General features: G+C 59.9%; 19 protein-coding genes. 11 read left to right on the top strand and 8 right to left on the bottom strand.

Annotation, left to right across the window (positions count from 1 at the left end):
* The first annotated feature begins 49 nt into the window (after positions 1-49).
* Positions 50-496 (top strand): pseudoazurin, encoded by a 447-nt coding sequence (locus LJE98_RS19500; protein WP_229576929.1) that lies wholly within the window; start codon positions 50-52, stop codon positions 494-496.
* Positions 497-599: 103 nt separating this feature from the next.
* Here LJE98_RS19500 and LJE98_RS19495 read toward each other — a convergent pair whose 3' ends face one another.
* The 6 genes from LJE98_RS19495 to napE are packed head-to-tail and all read right to left on the bottom strand — an operon-like array spanning position 600 to position 5232.
* Positions 600-1310, bottom strand: coding sequence for a NapC/NirT family cytochrome c (locus tag LJE98_RS19495; RefSeq protein ID WP_229576928.1), 711 nt, complete (start codon positions 1308-1310; stop codon positions 600-602).
* 2 nt (positions 1311-1312) lie between these two features.
* Positions 1313-1804 (bottom strand): nitrate reductase cytochrome c-type subunit, encoded by a 492-nt coding sequence (locus LJE98_RS19490; protein WP_229576927.1) that lies wholly within the window; start codon positions 1802-1804, stop codon positions 1313-1315.
* Positions 1774-4278 carry a periplasmic nitrate reductase subunit alpha gene (gene napA, locus LJE98_RS19485; protein ID WP_229576926.1) on the bottom strand — a complete coding sequence of 835 codons (2505 nt, stop codon included), beginning with the start codon at positions 4276-4278 and terminating at the stop codon, positions 1774-1776. Before napA ends, LJE98_RS19490 begins: the two co-directional genes overlap by 31 nt.
* Positions 4253-4546: a chaperone NapD gene (locus LJE98_RS19480; protein WP_229576925.1), complete on the bottom strand. Its 294-nt coding sequence runs from the start codon at positions 4544-4546 to the stop codon at positions 4253-4255. The genes napA and LJE98_RS19480 overlap by 26 nt, the downstream gene beginning before the upstream one ends.
* The gene (locus LJE98_RS19475; protein ID WP_229576968.1) at positions 4527-5018 is read right to left on the bottom strand and encodes a ferredoxin-type protein NapF; all 492 of its coding nucleotides are present in this window, start codon (positions 5016-5018) and stop codon (positions 4527-4529) included. Before LJE98_RS19475 ends, LJE98_RS19480 begins: the two co-directional genes overlap by 20 nt.
* Positions 5019-5037: 19 nt before the next feature.
* Positions 5038-5232, bottom strand: a complete 195-nt coding sequence (gene napE / locus LJE98_RS19470; protein ID WP_420710181.1) for a periplasmic nitrate reductase, NapE protein — start codon at positions 5230-5232, stop codon at positions 5038-5040.
* Between the two features lie 399 nt (positions 5233-5631).
* On the opposite strand from napE, the gene LJE98_RS19465 reads away from it, so the two are divergent.
* The 5 genes from LJE98_RS19465 to LJE98_RS19445 all read left to right on the top strand — a co-directional run bounded on the left by LJE98_RS19465 (position 5632) and on the right by LJE98_RS19445 (position 9845).
* Positions 5632-6000: a hypothetical protein gene (locus LJE98_RS19465; RefSeq protein ID WP_229576924.1), complete on the top strand. Its 369-nt coding sequence runs from the start codon at positions 5632-5634 to the stop codon at positions 5998-6000.
* Between the two features lie 93 nt (positions 6001-6093).
* Entirely contained in the window at positions 6094-6762 is a 669-nt protein-coding gene (locus LJE98_RS19460; RefSeq protein WP_229576923.1) for a Crp/Fnr family transcriptional regulator, read from the top strand.
* Between the two features lie 79 nt (positions 6763-6841).
* Positions 6842-7945, top strand: coding sequence for an ABC transporter substrate-binding protein (locus LJE98_RS19455; protein WP_229576922.1), 1104 nt, complete (start codon positions 6842-6844; stop codon positions 7943-7945).
* Positions 7942-9009: a FecCD family ABC transporter permease gene (locus tag LJE98_RS19450; RefSeq protein WP_229576921.1), complete on the top strand. Its 1068-nt coding sequence runs from the start codon at positions 7942-7944 to the stop codon at positions 9007-9009. The genes LJE98_RS19455 and LJE98_RS19450 overlap by 4 nt, the downstream gene beginning before the upstream one ends.
* Entirely contained in the window at positions 9006-9845 is an 840-nt protein-coding gene (locus LJE98_RS19445) for an ABC transporter ATP-binding protein (protein ID WP_229576920.1), read from the top strand. Before LJE98_RS19450 ends, LJE98_RS19445 begins: the two co-directional genes overlap by 4 nt.
* Here the strand turns inward: LJE98_RS19445 and LJE98_RS19440 are convergent.
* Both LJE98_RS19440 and LJE98_RS19435 read right to left on the bottom strand, forming a co-directional pair.
* Positions 9801-10514 carry a DMT family transporter gene (locus LJE98_RS19440; protein WP_229576919.1) on the bottom strand — a complete coding sequence of 238 codons (714 nt, stop codon included), beginning with the start codon at positions 10512-10514 and terminating at the stop codon, positions 9801-9803. The two genes, LJE98_RS19445 and LJE98_RS19440, sit on opposite strands and share 45 nt — an antisense overlap.
* On the bottom strand, positions 10468-10707 hold the full coding sequence (locus LJE98_RS19435) for a hypothetical protein (protein WP_229576970.1): 240 nt from the start codon (positions 10705-10707) through the stop codon (positions 10468-10470). The genes LJE98_RS19440 and LJE98_RS19435 overlap by 47 nt, the downstream gene beginning before the upstream one ends.
* A gap of 265 nt (positions 10708-10972) precedes the next feature.
* Here LJE98_RS19435 and LJE98_RS19430 point away from each other — a divergent pair, with 265 nt between their 5' ends.
* The 5 genes from LJE98_RS19430 to LJE98_RS19410 are packed head-to-tail and all read left to right on the top strand — an operon-like array spanning position 10973 to position 18092.
* Positions 10973-13129: a NosR/NirI family protein gene (locus tag LJE98_RS19430; protein WP_229576918.1), complete on the top strand. Its 2157-nt coding sequence runs from the start codon at positions 10973-10975 to the stop codon at positions 13127-13129.
* Positions 13130-13148: 19 nt separating this feature from the next.
* Complete coding sequence (gene nosZ / locus LJE98_RS19425; protein WP_229576917.1) at positions 13149-15077, top strand: TAT-dependent nitrous-oxide reductase; 1929 nt, start codon at positions 13149-13151, stop codon at positions 15075-15077.
* 3 nt (positions 15078-15080) lie between these two features.
* Complete coding sequence (locus LJE98_RS19420) at positions 15081-16409, top strand: nitrous oxide reductase family maturation protein NosD (RefSeq protein WP_229576916.1); 1329 nt, start codon at positions 15081-15083, stop codon at positions 16407-16409.
* On the top strand, positions 16375-17274 hold the full coding sequence (locus LJE98_RS19415) for an ABC transporter ATP-binding protein (protein ID WP_229576915.1): 900 nt from the start codon (positions 16375-16377) through the stop codon (positions 17272-17274). The genes LJE98_RS19420 and LJE98_RS19415 overlap by 35 nt, the downstream gene beginning before the upstream one ends.
* Positions 17271-18092 (top strand): ABC transporter permease, encoded by an 822-nt coding sequence (locus LJE98_RS19410; protein ID WP_229576914.1) that lies wholly within the window; start codon positions 17271-17273, stop codon positions 18090-18092. Before LJE98_RS19415 ends, LJE98_RS19410 begins: the two co-directional genes overlap by 4 nt.
* Positions 18093-18100 lie beyond the last annotated feature (8 nt).

Raw genomic sequence — 18100 nt, 5'->3', positions numbered from 1 at the left:
TCCTGGCCTATCTCTTCACCAACGGAACAGGGTGTTCCTGTGTAAGGAGATGAAAATGGAACTTCGTAGTGTAATCATGGCAGCCGTTCTCTTGGTTTCGGCTCCGGCGCTTTCAGTCGCTGCCGATTTCGAAGTCAAGATGCTGAACAAGGGTGCTGAGGGTCCCATGGTGTTCGAGCCAGCCGGTCTGAAGATCGCTCCCGGTGACACGGTCACCTTCATCCCGACCGACAAGGGCCACAATGCCGAAGTGATCAAGGGCATGTTTCCGGACGGTGGCACTGAGTTCAAAGGCAAAATGAACGAAGAAATCAAGGTGACGTTCGACGTGCCTGGGCTCTATGGCGTGAAATGCGCTCCCCATGTCGGCATGGGCATGGTGGCTGCCATTCTGGTTGGGGATGCCCCGGCCGCCAATCTCGACGCCTTCAACGCCGCCAAGCTGCCGAAAAAGGCTCGCGAGCGGATTGATGCAGCCGTTGCGGCGGCGCAGTAAAGCCGCGCGCCAGTACATGTTTCTTGGCCAACGCCGCCGGGGGGGGCTGATCCCCGGCGGCGTCGCTATTCGTGAACCGTTTCGATGGCGGGTCTCACACGTATCAGATCCCGCCATCGGCCAGAAGACCGCTATGCGCTCGGTCGATTGCGTCGCGTAGCTCGTCGACCGGCGATGCGGTGGGAAGCTCCTTGCCTTCCAGCTCTTCCGACACCTTCCAGCCAGGATTGATCCCTTGCATGTTCGGCAGTTCATGCGCGATGCCCATGTGGCAGTCGATGCAGGTTGCCTTGCCGCTCAGGAGATAGCGCGTGTGGATCTCCGCCGCGCGTTCCGTCTGTTTCGACAGGTCCATGGCGACGGAGGAGTGGCAGTTTCTGCATTCGAGGCTGTCGTTGGCCTTCAGTCTTGCCCATTCATGCTGGGCCAGCCGTAATCGCTCATCCAGGAATTTTTGACGTGTATTGATCGTTCCGAAGATCTTGCCCCAGACTTCTTTGGATGCCTGCATCTTGCGGGCAATCTTGTCCGTCCATTCGTGGGGCACATGGCAGTCGGGGCACGACGCCCTGACACCGGATCGGTTGGAGAAGTGTACGGTCCTCGTCATCTCCTCGTAAACATTGTTCTTCATCTCGTGACAACCGACGCAGAACTCTTCCGTATTGGTCAGCTCAAGTGCTGTGTTGAACGCGCCCCAGAACATCACACCGCCGACGAAGCCGCCCAGTGTCAGGAAAGCCAGGCTGAGCGTGGCCGCTGGCGTCGTCAGAATGCGCCATGTCCATGAGAGCAGGTTTCGGAGTCTCTGCATCTCTAGTGCTCCTCGCCCATCAGCTTGACCCCCATGTCGCTCATGTCGCGGAAGGTGTTCCCGACCAGGGGGCTTGTCTCCGCCTGGGGTACGTGACAGGCTGTGCAGAAATATCGTCTCGGCGAGACGTCTGCCAGCATTTGCCCCTCCCGCGTGATGTAGTGGGTCACGCTGATCATGGGCGCCCCGGACCCTTCCGTAAACTCGCGCTTGTGGCAGGAAAGGCATCTGTTGGTATTGACCGACAGCTGATAGCCCTCGATCGAGTGCGGAATGACGGGAGGCTGGTCCGGATAGGCGCGCATCTTTCGCACGTCATCCACATTCCATTTCGGCAAGGCTTTTGCCGGAACGCTCTCCATCTGTTGCGGTGGGCCGGACAATTGCGGAACCGATTGTGCGACGACGCCACCGCCGATGAGACAGGCTGCAAACAGGGCAACGGCACCAAGTCGGCCTCTTGTCAGGCCACGGGAACGATCTTGACTGCACATTTTTTGAAATCCGTTTGTTTGGAGATCGGATCGGTGGCGTCAAGCGTCACCTTGTTGATCAGTTGACTGGCATCGAACCACGGAACGAAGATTACGCCTGGCGGCATGCGGTTCCGGCCTCGGGTCTCGACTCGGGTCCGCATCTCGCCGCGACGCGAGACGATCGTGATTTCTGCCCCTTGGTTGATTCCACGTTTCCGGGCGTCGTCCGCATTCATGAAACAGCGCGCGCCGGGGAAGGCCTTGTAGAGTTCGGGCACTCTCATCGTCATTGAACCGGAGTGCCAGTGCTCCAGCACCCGGCCTGTGACCAGCCAGAAATCGTATTCCTCATCCGGCGATTCGGCCGGCGGTTCATAGGGGACAGCCAGGATGACCGCACGTCCATCGGGTTTGCCGTAGAAGCGCACCCCTTCGCCGGGTTTGACATATGGGTCATAACCCTCCCGGTAGCGCCATTTGGTCTCCTTGCCGTCGACGACCGGCCAACGAAGGCCCCGCTCCTGATGGTAGACGTCGTAAGGTGCCAGGTCATGCCCATGTCCGCGCCCAAACTCCGCATATTCCTCGAAGAGGCCCTTCTGGAGATAAAAGCCAAATGCTTCGGCTTCGCGATTGGCATAGTCGGCGTCCACCTCTGAGAGGGGGTATCGGTCCACCTTGCCATTGGCGAACAGCACCTCGAAAAGTGTTTTGCCGCGGTAGTCCGGGTTCTGCGCCAAGATCTCCTCGGTCCAGACTTCATCCGTCGTGAACCGTTTGGAAAACTCCACCAATTGCCATAGGTCCGAGCGCGCATATCCTGGCGCATTGACCAGTTGATGCCAGACATGTGTTCGGCGCTCTGCATTGCCATAGGCTCCTTCCTTCTCGACCCACATGGCGGCCGGAAGAATGAGGTCGGCAGACATGGCGGTGATCGTGGGATAGGCATCGGAGACGACAATGAAGTTGTCCGGGTTCCTGTAGCCGAGATAGGTCTCGTTGCTGGTATTGGGGGCCGCCTGGACGTTGTTGTTGACCTGAACCCAATAGAAGTTCAGCTTGCCGTCCTTCAGCATCCTGTCCTGTTCTACGGCATGGTATCCTGGTTTGTCAGGAAGAAGACCTTCCGGGAGTTTCCAGATCTCCTCTGCGTGATGTCGGTGCTCCGGATTGGTCACCACCATGTCTGCCGGCAGGCGATGCGCGAATGTGCCGACTTCGCGCGCCGTTCCACAGGCCGATGGTTGGCCTGTCAGTGAGAAGGGGCCGTTGCCCGGTTCAGAGATCTTCCCCGTCAGCAGATGCAGATTATAGATCATGTGGTTTGCCCAGACACCGCGCGTGTGCTGGTTGAAACCCATGGTCCAAAGAGACATGACCTTGGTGTCGGGATTGGCATAGAGCTCAGCGAGTTGCTCCAGAAAGCCCGGATCGGACCCAGTCAGCTCGGCGACTTTTTCTAAAGTGTAATCTGCGACAAAGGCCTTGAAACTGTCGAAGTCGATCGGCTCCATCTTGGTCGGGTCGCCGGCGTTCTTTGCCTTCATCTCGAGCGGATCGTCCGGTCGAAGACCATATCCGATATCGTCCACGCCCTTCATGAAGGTCGTGTGCGCGCGGACAAAGTCCTCGTTCACTCGACCGGTCGAGATGATGTGATTAGCGATATAGTTCATGATCGCCAGATCCGTGCTCGGCTTGAAGATGATCGGAACGTCTGCAAGATCCATGCTGCGGTGGGTGAAGGTCGAGAGTACTGCGACTTTTACATGTTCGTGGCCCAGTCGCCGGTCCGCAAGGCGTGTCCACAGGATCGGGTGCATCTCGGCCATGTTCGAGCCCCAGAGCACGAAGGCGTCAGCGTGCTCGAAGTCGTCGTAGCAGCCCATGGGTTCGTCCATGCCGAAGGTCCGCATGAACGCATAGGCGGCCGACGCCATGCAATGGCGGGCATTGGGGTCCAGGTTGTTGGAGCGGAAGCCAGCGCGCATCAGCTTCGTGGCAGCATAGCCTTCGAAAATGGTCCACTGGCCGGAACCGAACATGCCGACTGCGGTGGGTCCCTTTTCGCGCAGGACCTTCTTGCACTGCTCTGCCATGACGTCGAAAGCTTCGTCCCAGCTCACCGGTTCGAACTCGCCGTCCTTGGAATACTGCCCGTTGCGCTTGCGCAGGAGCGGTGTGGTCAGGCGATCCTCGCCATACATGATCTTTGAGAGGAAATAACCCTTGATGCAGTTGAGGCCGCGGTTCACCTCGGCTTGCATGTCGCCGTGTGTGGCGACGACCTGCCCTTCCTTGACGCCGACCATGACACCACAACCGGTGCCACAGAACCGGCAGGGCGCCTTGGACCATTTGATCTCAAGGGACCCGACGCCACCGGGAACGGACTGTGCATTGGCCGGCAAGGTGATGCCGGCGGTGGCCGCTGCAATCGCGGCGGCATGGGCCTTGAGCAGACTACGCCGCGTCAGTTCTGTGTCCATTGATCGGACCCTCCTTCAAATTCTCTGCATGCTCGAAAACCATATTTGCCGCCATGACATCCGGAAGACCTGAGATGGCGGCCAATGTCGCGCCCATTTCACCGCTGGACTTGCCTTCGATCACGATGACGATCTTGCCCTTCTCTGCGGCATGAACTTCAACGTTCGGCATCTCTGCCAATGCTAAAAGAAGACGGTCAGCCGCTGCGGGCGAGGTCAGGATGACGGCACTGGATACATGGTAGCGTTCAGGATTGTGCGTCGACATGCGGGCCACTCCTTACCGATATGGAAATTGCGTTCGTGGGACAGTGGCCGATACAGGCGCCGCAGCCGGTGCAGTCGTCTTGTGCAACATCCGGGTGCCATGGTCCGCCGGCTCGCGGGCGAAACCGGATGGCGTCGGCCGGACAGTGGTCACGGCATGACTGACAGTCGACGCCGTTGAGCGCCAGACAGTGCGACAGGACTTGTGCCGTGTGGGGGAAAGTGAGGTCTTCTTCGAAGAAAACATCGGAGTGCGGACAGTTATCGCGGCATTCGCCGCAGAAGTCGCATCCCTCGAAAGAGAAATCGAGCGCGGGCATGCCCGACTTCAGAGAGATGATCGATGCCGGACAGTGGTCAACACATGCCCTGCATTGTTGACAGATCTCCGCAACAGGCCGCACGAGACCCGGGGGCAGGATGCGTGGCTCTTCCCTAAAATGGCCTCGAAGCAGTGCTCGGCGCGATAGCATGGTCACCATGATCTCCTCGCTAGGCTGGAGGGCCGGGTGGACCCACGATGATCTGGTACATCCACACCATGAAGCCGAAACCGCCAACGGCAGCCACGGCGAGGATCGGCCAGATGCCAAAGGCAAGGATGAAAAATGTCACAATCTCGGATCGACGCCGGACACGGCGGTCGGAGGCGGACAACGGGATGGTGGTCTCGGTGCTGTGCTGCACTGGTACTCCTCCTTTTCCTCGCGGCAAGTGTGCGGACCGATCACTCCGCTGTCAAGGAAGGTGAGTTTCTGTGACATGGCAATGGCAGTGCCGGAGCCTGGTCGATGCGGTGCGGACGGAGACGACAAGGCGAAGCGGAATACCGGGGCTCAAGGCGTGGATGCTGTTGAGCCGCCAGTCGGCCTGGTTGTTCGCAATGTGAAGCGTTCCCGGGTGGGACACAACCCACCCTGATCAAGGCTTGCTGTCTTCCGGCATTCGTCCCGAGAGCCGCCTGTGCCCAAGACCTCACGAGCGCGCATTGACTTTCTGCAGCATGTTTGTTCCAGGTCAAACAGTTCGCTGCAATGGCATGTTAGGCATTCGATAGTCGACAATGCAAACCGGGCCATAGGCATCGTGGAAAGAGCTATTCGGATCATCCTTGCATTGCTGCTCATCATGGTCGGGATGGCACACCAGCCCCCGTCAGGCGTCGGAAATGCCGCAACGCATGGCGTTGCCGCCTATGTTCTGCCGGACGGCACTGTACCCGAGCTTTGTGTCACGACCGAAGATGGCGGGATCGCGCATCACGGCGGGGTTGCCACCTGTGAAGCCTGCCTGATTGCATCTGCGACGCTGCTGCCGGTGCCGGTCGATCTTGTCGGTCGGCGCATGCTCGTTGCTCTCAACATGTCGGCGCCTGTGCGAAACGACGCAGGCTACCGGCGTCTTTTCCCCCCGAACACTGCGCCGCGTGCGCCTCCGGTGCCGGATTCCCTCTGAATCCGGTCCGAATTCGACGTCAGACGTCCGGACCGATCTCGTTCGATCGCCGGCAGATGCGACGCATCATGACCGGCCAACTCCGGAGCCGTCATGTTGTACGTCGTCCCTGTCAGCGCTACTCCGATTTCGCAATCCAGTATTCCCGCTCCACATCCGTCAAAGGCACGGTTCCTCAAGGAACATGGCTTTGTCGCACCCGGTACTGTCCTTTTCCATCAGGGGCAGCCGTCTGCTCCCCAGTTCAAGCTGTCGCAGGGCTGTATCGCCCTCTCGCAGACCCTTGCCGACGGGCGTCGTCAGATCGTCGACATCGTCGGACCCGGCGAACTGGTCGGTCTTGCCCACGGTGACAAGAACCGGATGACGGCCGAAACGCTCAGCTATTGCCACATCGAGCACTATCATGCCGACGGGATCGGCAAGATCTACAGCGCGATCGGCGAAGCCATGATGCGCATCGAGGCACACACCATGCTGCTGGGCCGCAAGACGGCACCTGAACGTGTGGCAAGTGCAATCCTCGATTTGTCAGAGCGGTTTGCTCGACCGCAACGTCTGCGCAGCGAGGTCCGCGTCTTCAATCTCTATCTCGGACGGGGCGACCTGGCTGATTGGTTGGGCCTGTCGCTGGAAACGGTAAGTCGCTGTTTCACGCGGTTCAAACGGGCGGGCCTGATCGATTTCGAGGAGCCCGAAATCGTCACCGTTCTGGATCTTCCCGCACTTCAAGCGATTGCTGACGGCGCCGTGCCGACCTGATTGCCAAGTCAGCTCCAAAATTCTGTCATTCCTCACGGACCGAAAGCTCGACCCGTGATACCCTCCAAAGGAAAGTTTCATGAAAAACCTGCTGCTTTGCACCACATGCGCCCTGATCGCTCTTGCAGGACAGGCCATGGCCGATATCACCGTGACCGACGTCAAGGGGCGAACCGTTAACGTTCCCACCCCCCCCGAACGGGTCGTCCTCGGCTTCTACTACGAAGACTACCTGGCCATCGTCGGTCCTGATGCGATCGACAAGGTGGTGGCGCTTTCGCTCTCGCCCTGGAAAGATTGGAGGCCCAGCCAGTTTTCGGCCTACGAGAAGGCGCTTCCGAAACTTGCCTCTATTCCCGATGTCGGAAACACGGAAGACAACAGCTTTTCGATCGAGAAGGTGATCGCGGCGAGACCCGATCTGGTCGTCCTCGCCGCCTGGTCCTATGACGCGCTGGGCGAAAGCGTCAAACAGTTCGATGACGCAGGTATTCCGGTGGTTACGCTCGACTACAATGCCCAGTCCGTGGAAAAGCATGTTGTCTCGACCCTGGCGCTCGGAGCCCTGATGGGAACGCAAGATCGGGCCGAGGACCTTGCGAAGAACTACCAACATGCCATGGCGGATATCGCAGCCCGGGTCGAGGCTGCCGGGCCGTCGAACAAGAAGGTTTATGTAGAACTCGCTCAGAAGGGGCCTTCCGAGGTCGGAAACTCCTATGGTGACAGCATGTGGGGAGCGCTGGTCGACAGGCTTGGCGGCGAGAACATCGCCAAGGGTCAGATCGGCAATTGGGGTCCGCTGAGCCCCGAATATGTTCTCGCTCAAAAGCCGGATATGATCTTCCTCGCCGGGTCGGAATGGTTGAACAAGCCGCAGTCGGTCTCGGTCGGTTTCGGCGCATCCAACGAACTGACCCGCGAGCGGATGAAAGCCTATCTGGAACGCCCCGGCTGGTCAGATCTTCCCGCAGTAAAGAATGGCAATGTTCATGCCATATACCACGGCGGCGCGCGCACCTTGTCCGACTATGTTTTTGCGCAATACATCGCCAAGCAATTGCATCCTGACGCCTTCAAGGATGTCAATCCGGAGCAGAACCTCAAGGACTATTACAAGACCTGGCTGCCTATCGAAGCCGATGGCACCTTCGTCTTGCCCTATCGGGCTGTCGGCCAATGACCTTCGTCCTCAGTCAGGTCGAATTCGTGCGCGGCGATTATCGCCGCGCGTCCCGACGCCGGCAGTGGGGTCTGGGCCTGTCGGCGATTGCATTAATCGGTCTGATGCTGCTCGACCTGGTCACGGGTCCATCCGGCATGCCGCTTGGGGATGTGCTCCACGGATTGATTGCAGGTCCCGCCGGTGAGGACAGGATGGCGGCAACGATTCTATGGCAGCTACGCATGCCACAGACCGTCATGGGGGTCGTGGTCGGGGCTTGTCTGGGGCTCGCCGGGCTTCAGATGCAGACGATCCTCGACAATCCGCTTGCCAGTCCGTTCACGCTGGGGTTCTCCGCTGCGGCAGGCTTCGGAGCAGCGCTCGCGATCACCTTCGGCGGCGCTTTCGCAATGCCGGATCATTTCGTCGTGCCGGCTGCCGCCTTCAGCATGACGCTCGTTGCCTGCGGGCTGGTCTACCTGATCGCAACCTTGCGCGGCGCTTCCCCGGAAATCCTGGTGCTGGGCGGGATTGCCGTTTCCTTCTTCTTCCAATCCATCCAATCCCTGCTGCAATTCCTGGCGTCGCCCGAGGTCCTGCAGCAGATTGTATTCTGGCTTTTCGGCAGCCTGCTCAAGGCAACATGGACCAGTGTGTCGGTCAGTGGCGCGATACTGCTGTTTTGCCTGCCCTTCGTGGCGCGCAATTGCTGGGCATTGACCGTGCTGAAGCTTGGCGACGGCAATGCGCGCAGTCTTGGCCTGTCGGTTGAAAGGGTGCGACGCGAAACCTTCCTTCTCGTTGCCCTCCTGACGGCGGCGGCGGTTTCCTTTGTCGGAACCATCGGTTTTGTCGGGCTGATCGCGCCGCATGTCTGCCGGCTTCTGGTGGGGGAGGACCATCGCTTCGCGCTGCCGCTGTCGGCCATCATAGGCGCTGTCATCCTCGTCGGTGCTTCCGTACTCGGCAAGTTCATTTCACCGGCCGCGGTGATCCCGGTGGGTATCGTGACCGCCGTGGCGGGTATTCCGATGCTGTTTGCGGCGATCCTGTCTCGAAGCACTCAAGGAGGTGCAAGGTGAGTGAAGGTCTTGTCTTTGACCGGGTCGGCGTCCAGTTTGGTGATCGTGTTGTTCTGAAGGATGTCGCAACTCAGTTTTCTCCGGCACAAATCATTGGCCTGGTGGGGCCGAACGGAAGTGGAAAGTCCAGCCTGCTCGGCGCTGTCGCAGGCCTTGTGCCCCATTTCGGGGGGATTACCTTCGACGGTTGTAGGGTCGATCCGCGCATGCTTGGCTACATGCCGCAACATGGGCAGATCCGCGCCAGCCTGTCGGTTCTGGAGGTCGTCCTGCTGGGACAGCATGAGAGGCTTGGATGGAGGGTGAACGCCGAGATTCAGGAGGGCGCCTATGACATTCTCCGTTCCTTTGGCATCGCGGACCTCGCTTCGCGCCCCATTCACGCGCTGTCCGGCGGCCAGCAGCAATTGGTTCTTCTTGCCCAGCGTCTCCTGCGTGCCCCTCGCCTGCTGCTCCTCGACGAGGCGACGAGTGCGCTCGATCTAGCGCATCAGCTGCGCGTCTTCGAAATCCTCAGATCGTATGTGACAAGAACCGGGGCATTGGTGGTGATCGCCATCCACGATCTCAACCTGGCGGCGCGCCATACGGATGGCGTCATGCTTCTGCGCAAAGGCGGGCTGGCGGGGGCAGGGTGTTTTGACGACGTGGTCACCCAGCAAGTTCTGCGCACGGTCTACGGCGTGGAAGCCGAGTTCTTGTCCTCGGGCGCAACCGGATCCGTCATCGTGCCGGTGGCGCGTGTGCGCGAGGCCTCCACGGGCGCGGCCAACCATTGTTGTGGAGATCGTTCAAGGTCGTTTTCGGCCTTCGAGAGCCGCAAAGGCAGCGCCTGAGAGCACCAGGGGCAGGGCCGTGAGAAATGGTGACGCGAGTGGCTGACCGAACAATACGAGGTCAGCCATGATCGGCCACAGGATTGCCAGATACTCCAACGGCGCAAGACGCGAGGCTTGGGTATAGCGGAATGCGAGCGTCATGGAGATATGGGCAAAGCCTCCGAAAACGCCGGCTCCCACAAGGTAGGCCAATTCGTCATGGCCCGGCGTTGTCCAGCCGAACGGAAGTGTGAGGATCCCGCCAGCCATGGAAGCCAGGACGAAGTAGAAGGCTATGCTTCCCGGGCTTTCCGTCCGGCTGAGACTTCGCACCATGATCAGGGCCAAAGCCGTCAGCAAACCCATCAGAAGGCCGAAGCCAAAACCAATCAGGCGCGTGTCGTCCGTTGCCGCTGGACCGAGTTCGGGCCAGACGAGCGACACCACGCCGATCGTCCCCAATACCATGCCACCGGCACGCCAGACCGTTGCAGGTTCCGAAAGTATGACCACACCCGCAATCGCTGTGAAGACGGGCGACAGGTAACCCAACAATGTTGCCTCGGCGAGGGGAAGGCGTGCAATCGAGGCGAAGGATGCAAACATGGCCGCCGCCCCGAGCGCGGATCGCAGCAGGTGATCAAAGGGACGCCGCGTGGCCAGTCCTTTCGGAAACTCCCCCCTCATCCACAGGAAGAAAATCAGGGGAATGAGCGCAAAGGCGGACCGGAGAAACGATCTGCCCGACCGGCACATCGTTCGACACCTTTTTGACGAAGATCGCCATAACAGCAAAGAGCGCACCTGAAAGGATGCGCAGCGAAATTCCGAGGGCAGGGCGGTCTGGTTTCTCTGCGTTTGCGCTGCTCTCGTTCGTCATTCGCTACCGTCGCTGGCTGCCAGAATTCAGGACAAACCCCCATGTCACCGGGCACCTCCGCATCAGATGTCACTCTTTTCCATTGAAGTCGAGAGGTTGATGGGGAGGTCGTGAAACCGTGGTTTTACGTGTGTCAGCTGTTGATCCAGACGCGCGCAGTAGCTGCAGGCAATCACTCGAGAAACGGCTGCATCTTTGATCTGGCGCAACGATCTATCTCCCTGAAGCCGCCAATGCTCCTGCGACGAAATGCGGGAAATCTGGGATGAATCTCTTACGTGTGGCCCTTCTGATCTGCGCTTCCCTTTGCCTTGCGGTCTCCGCCAGTGCGGCATCGGTGCTGGAGCAGTATTTGCCTGCTGCCCAGGTCTCCGACCTGGTGCCGGGCGCTGATGGATTCGGCCCGCTGCGGGCGGATCTGGCGGTTGCCCCCGTGCTGAAGGGCGGCGAGACTGTGGGCTGGGTCTTCGCGACGTCGGATTTCGTCGGCACGACGGGATACTCGGGCAAGCCCATCCACACGCTGGTGGCGGTTGCTCTCGACGCGAAAATCATCGGTGTGCAGTTGGTCAAGCATTCCGAACCCATCGTCCTGATCGGCATTCCCGAGGCCAAGGTCAAGGCAATGGTTTCAGGCTATGCCGGTCTCGACCTTGTTGCCGAGGCAAAGTCGGGCGGCACCGCGCATGACGTCGATATCATCTCGGGTGCTACGGTCACTGTGATGGTGATCGACGATTCGATCGTGCGATCAGGCTTGAAGGTGGCACGCGCGCTCGGGCTCGGCGGCCTGGCACCGGAAAGCGAACTGGCCGGCCCTCGCTTCACGATTGATGCCGATGCCGCAGAGCCGGCCGACTGGGTCGAGGCGGAGGGCGACGGCACGATCCGTCGTCTGTCGCTTGATGTGGTGCAGGTCAATGCCGCTTTTGCCGAGCATGCCGATGCGCGGGCTCGCGAGCGGGCGCTGACGGAGCCGCCGGAAACCACCTTTATCGACATGCATGCAGCACTCGTCTCTGTGCCGGCGATCGGCAAGGCTATGCTCGGGCCGGCCGAGGAGGCCAATCTTAGGGACTGGCTGAAGGAGGGCGAAAACGCGGTCGCCGTTGCCGGCAGAGGGCTTTACTCGTTCAAGGGCTCCGGCTACGTGCGCGGCGGCATCTTCGACCGCATCGTGCTGATCCAGGACGATGTTTCTGTGCGCTTTCGCGACCGCGATCATCGCCGGCTCGGCAGGATCGCACTTTCCGGCGCGCCCGACTTCGCCGAGATGGATCTTTTCCGCATCCCCGCCGATGTCGGCTTTGATCCGACCAAACCCTTCCGCATCCAGCTTCTGGCGCACCGCGAGGTCGGTCCAATCGAAAAGGTGTTCCATACCTTTGATCTCAGCTATCAGCTGCCGCAGAAATATCTGAAGGCTGCGGCTCTTCCTCTCGCCGAAGTCACAGCTGTCGCCGACCGCGACGAGGGCACGGCTCAGGCGGATCTTTGGAAACGCATCTGGCGTGACAAGACGCTGGAGATCGCAGTGCTCGGCACGATGCTGTTCGTGCTGACGGCGGTATTCTTCTTCCAGACCTATGCCGTCAGGAATGCCAGAGCTTTCTATATCTTCCGCATCGCTTTCCTTACCGTCACACTGGTTTTCCTCGGATGGTATGCCAATGCCCAGCTCTCGGTGGTCAACCTCATGGCCCTGTTCGGCAGTCTGGTCACCGGCTTTTCCTGGCAGGCCTTTCTACTTGATCCCTTGACCTTCATCCTGTGGTTTTCGGTAGCGGCTGCCCTTCTGTTCTGGGGGCGCGGCGCGTATTGCGGCTGGCTCTGCCCATTCGGCGCGCTCCAGGAACTGAGCAATCAGATCGCCCGCAAGCTGCATGTTCCGCAGTGGACCCTGCCGTGGGGGCTGCATGAGCGACTGTGGCCGCTTAAATACATGATCTTCCTTGGCCTGTTCGGGGTCTCGCTGATGAGTGTCGAGCAGGCCGAGCACCTGGCCGAGATCGAACCGTTCAAGACGGCGATCATCCTGAAGTTCATCCGCGCCTGGCCGTTTGTCGCCTATGCGGCCGCCCTTCTGGTCGCGGGACTCTTCGTCGAACGCTTCTACTGCCGCTACCTCTGCCCGCTCGGTGCAGCACTCGCGATACCCGCCCGAATGCGCATGTTCGACTGGCTGAAGCGCTATCACGAATGCGGCAACCCCTGCCAGACCTGTTCCAACCAGTGTCCCGTGCAGGCCATCCACAGGACCGGCGAGATCAATCCGAACGAGTGCATCAACTGCCTTCACTGTCAGGTGCTCTACCAGTCCGAAACCGTCTGTCCCGTCGTGATGAAGAAAATGAAGTCGCGAGCAAAGCTCGCGGCAAGTCCGGGCGGGGCGCCGATCAATCAATCCGCAGCCAAAGTCTAACCGAAGAAGGATACCGACGATGGAAAAGAAAGAAACCAAAGGCCTGAGCCGGCGAGAGCTGTTCAGTGCCACAGCCGGCAGCGCAGTACTGGCCGGAAGCATGGGGGCAGGCGCGCTCGGCCTCGGGGCTGCCGTCGTCGCGACGCCGGCACTCGCTGCTGCCGAAGGCGACGGCTCCGTGGCGCCCGGCAAGCTCGACGATTATTACGGCTTCTGGTCCTCGGGGCAAACAGGCGAAATGCGCATTCTGGGCATCCCTTCGATGCGCGAGCTGATGCGTGTTCCCGTGTTCAACCGTTGCTCGGCAACCGGCTGGGGCCAAACCAATGAATCGATCCGTATCCATCAGCGGACGATGACAGAGAAGACCAAGAAGCAGCTCGCCGCCAATGGCAAGAAGATCCATGACAATGGCGACCTGCACCACGTCCACATGTCCTTCACCGAGGGCAAGTATGACGGCCGCTATCTGTTCATGAACGACAAGGCCAATACCCGCGTTGCACGCGTTCGCTGCGACGTCATGAAGACCGATGCCATTCTGGAAATTCCGAATGCTAAAGGCATTCACGGCCTGCGCCCGCAGAAGTGGCCGAAGACCAATTACGTCTTCTGCAACGGCGAGGACGAAGCGCCGCTGGTCAATGATGGTTCGACCATGACGGATGTTTCGACCTATGTGAACGTTTTCACTGCGGTCGACGCTGAAAAATGGGACGTTGCCTGGCAGGTCAAGGTGTCGGGCAATCTTGACAACTGCGATGCCGACTATGAAGGCAAGTGGGCCTTCTCCACCAGCTACAACTCCGAAATGGGCGTGAATCTCGAAGAAATGACCAAGTCCGAAATGGACCATGTCGTCATCTTCAATCTGGCTGAGATCGAAAAGGCCATCGCTGTTGGTCAATACGAGGAGATCAACGGCGTCAAGGTGCTGGATGGTCGCAAGGAAGCCAAGTCGCTCTTCACCCGCTACATCCCGATCGCCAACAATCCACATGGCTGCAACATGGCGCCGGACAAGAAGCACCTTTGCATCAATGGCAAGCTTTCGCCGACCGTCACGGTGCTTGATGTGACCAAGTTCGACGCACTGTTCTATGAAAATGCAGAACCGCGCAGCGCAGTTGTTGCCGAACCGGAACTTGGCCTTGGGCCGCTGCATACGGCCTTTGACGGTCGCGGCAATGCCTATACCTCGCTCTTCCTCGACAGCCAGGTCGCCAAGTGGAACATCGAGGATGCGATTAAGGCTTATGCCGGCGAAAAGGTCGATCCGATCAAGGACAAGATCGACGTCCAGTATCAGCCGGGGCACCTGAAGACAGTCATGGGAGAAACGCTCGACGCCTCCAACGACTGGTTGGTTTGCCTTTGCAAGTTCTCTAAGGACCGTTTCTTGAACGTCGGGCCGTTAAAGCCTGAAAACGATCAGTTGATCGACATCTCCGGCGACAAGATGAAGCTTGTTCATGATGGCCCGACATTTGCTGAGCCTCATGATGCAATCGCTGTTGCGCCCTCGATCCTGTCCAACATTCGCTCAACCTGGGATCGCAATGATGCGATGTGGGCCGAAACCCGCAAACAGGCCGAGGCTGATGGTGTCAACATCGATGAGTGGACTGACGCAGTTGTCCGCGACGGCAACAAGGTGCGCGTCTACATGACTTCGGTCGCTCCGGCCTTCAGCCTGGAGAGCTTCACGGTGAAGGAAGGCGACGAAGTCACGGTTATCGTCACCAATCTGGATGACATCGACGATCTGACGCACGGATTCACCATGGGCAACCATGGCGTGGCGATCGAGATCGGTCCGCAGCAGACGAGCTCGGTCACCTTCGTCGCGGCCAATGCCGGTGTCTACTGGTACTATTGCCAGTGGTTCTGCCATGCCCTTCACATGGAAATGCGTGGGCGCATGTTTGTCGAACCGAAGGGCGCCTGAGCCATGCGGCTACCCGTCGTCCTGATCGGTCTTGTTCTTGCTTCGCCGCTTGCGGCGGAGGAGTACATGGTCGCCCCGGGTACGGGCAGTCTCGCGGCCGCCATCGCCGTTGCATCACCCGGCGATGTCCTGACATTGACCGACGGGGCCTATCTTGGCCCCGTAACCATCGACCGGTCCCTTGCCATCATCGGTCCGCGCGGCGCCGTCGTCGATGGCCTGGGCTCGGGCAGCGTGATGACGATCACCGCAGCCGATGTCCATCTGACCGGGTTCACAGTCACGGGCTCGGGCCGGATCAACCAGGACCTCGACGCGGGCGTAAAGATTGAAAAAGGGGCCGATCGCACCCGGGTCGAGAAGTTGTACGTCACCGGCAACATGCATGGCATCGATGTGCACGGTGGTCGGGATGTGGTGGTCTCTGGCAATGAGATCATCGGCACCGACAGCCTACGCATGAACGAGCGCGGCAACGGCATCTATGTCTGGAACAGCCCAGGCACCCTTCTGGAGAACAATCTCATCCGCTTCGGTCGCGACGGCATCTTCTCCAATGCCAGCTCCAACAGCATCTATCGTGGTAATGTCATGCGCGATCTGCGTTTTGCCGTGCATTTCATGTATACCCGCAATACCGAGGTTTCCGGCAATATCTCGGTCGGGAACCATCTCGGCTTTGCCATCATGTTCTCCGACAGGGCTAAGATCCTCAACAATCTGAGCCTCGGTGACCGTGATCACGGGTTGATGCTGAATTACGCCAACAATGCCGACGTTACCGGCAATCTGGTGCGCGGCCGCACGAAGAAGTGCCTGTTCATCTACAACGCTCACAAGAACCTGATCTGGGATAATCGCTTTGAGGGCTGCCATATCGGCATTCATTTCACTGCCGGTTCGGAAAAGAACGTGCTGACCGGCAATGCCTTCGTCGCCAATCGCGAGCAGGTCAAATATGTCGGGACCCGCAACATGGAATGGAGCTATGAGGGGAGGGGAAATTTCTGGTCCGACCATCCGGCTTTCGATCTCAATGGCGACGGCATCGCCGACAGCTTCTACCGCCCGAACGACGTGATGGACCAAATTCTGTGGTCGCAGCCTGCCGCAAGCCTTCTGATCGGTTCGCCCGCCGTGCAACTTGTGCGCTGGAGCCAGCGGGATTTTCCAGCCACCTTGCCGGGTGGGGTGCGCGACGGCGCCCCGTTGATGCGCGCGCTGACGATCGAAATTCCCGAAGACATACTCCGCCATGAAGCCGAGGCCACGGGCCGATGGGCGACAGGAAATTATGATGACACCGACGCTGACAATCTCTCGGCTCACTAAGCGCTTCCAGTCCGTGGAGGCGCTGAAGCAGGTCTCGCTGGCATTGCAGCCTGGAAAGCGCGCAGCGCTGCTTGGACACAACGGTGCCGGCAAGTCGACGATAATGAAGATCATTCTTGGGCTGATTCCGTTCGACAGCGGCGAGGTTCAGGTTTGTGGATTAATGCCAGGTTCGGAAGCTGCGCGCATGCAGGTGGCCTATTTGCCGGAAAATGTTGCCTTTCATCCCGCGCTTACCGGCGAGGAACAGATCCGCCACTATCTTTCGCTTCGCGGGGACGATCCCCGCATCGCGCCGGAACTCCTCGCTCGCGTAGGTCTTGGCCATGCGGCGCGGCGGCGGATTGGTACCTATTCCAAAGGCATGCGCCAGCGCGTGGGCCTTGCCCAGACCCTGATTGGCCGACCCCGCCTTATGGTGTTGGACGAGCCGACCTCGGGCCTCGACCCCGTCTCACGACGAGATTTCTACGACCTGCTTGATGGTCTCTCGGCGGATGGCACCACGATCCTTTTGTCCTCGCACGCGCTTACCGAGGTCGAGGCGCGTACCGACAGCATCCTCATCCTGTCGGGCGGACAACTGGTGGCCGAGGGCAGCCTTGCCGACATTCGCGCGCAGGCCGTCTTGCCAATCACGCTCCTCGTTCGTCCGGTTGAGGGCCATGCAGCATCGCTTGCCGCAGCCTTGCCGGAAGCATCCCTCGGCATCGACGGAGTGCTGCGCATCACCTGCGCGCAGACCGAAAAGCTGCCGCTTCTCGCTCGCATCACGTCGCGAAGTGCCGAGGTCGCCGATCTCGATGTGAACCCGCCGAGCCTTGAGGATATCTACAGCCATTTCAGCCGGAGGGACGGGCAATGAGGCGCATTCTCGCCACCGCGACTTGCGAGTTCCGCATCGCCTTCCGGAACCGCTGGGTGCTGATCGCCACCGGCATGATGATGCTATTTGCGCTCGTGCTTGCCGCCGCAGGTTCCGCGCCGACCGGCGATGTCGGCGTCGACCGGCTGTCGGTCATTGTTGCCTCACTCACTTCACTTGCCGTTTATCTCGTGCCGCTGCTTGCGCTTTTGATGAGTTTTGATGCCGTGGCTGGCGAAGTGGAGCGCGGCACGCTTCCGCTGCTTCTCACCTATCCGGTCTCGCGCCTTGAGATCCTGCTCGGCAAGCTTCTGGCGCATCTTGCGATCCTGGCGCTTGCTGTAATCCTTGGCTATGGCGCAGCACTGGTGGTGGCCGTGTGGTCTGATCCGGCGGCGATCAAGGGGATCGGTTCCCTGGTCCGGTTGATCTGGTCCTCGGTTCTCCTGGGTGCCACTTTCCTCGGCGCCGGCTATGCGCTCTCGGCACTGGCGCGCCGCCCCTCCGGTGCTGCGGGACTTGCGATTGCGGTGTGGCTGGTTGCCGTCGTGCTCTACGACCTGGCGCTGCTGGCGCTGATCGTCACCGATGGCGGCGGTGCCTTTACCACGCAAGCCTTGCCCGTCGTCCTGCTGGCCAACCCCGCCGATGCCTTCCGCGTTTTCAACCTGTCTGCCGCTAAGGCGGTCGCGGCCGCCGGCGGCATCGGTGGCGCAGCGGGGGCAATCCCGCTCTGGCAGTTGGCAGCTTCGCTGTTCCTCTGGCCATTGCTGGCGATCGCGCTTGCGCTTGCCGCTTTTCGAAAGGTGACCCCATGAAATGGCCC

Source organism: Rhizobium sp. 'Codium 1' (genome assembly GCF_020889605.1).
GTDB classification, from domain to species: Bacteria; Pseudomonadota; Alphaproteobacteria; order Rhizobiales; family Rhizobiaceae; genus Allorhizobium; species Allorhizobium algae.
The sequence above is the reverse complement of the archived record's forward strand: the minus strand, read 5'-3'. Positions and strand labels throughout refer to the sequence as shown.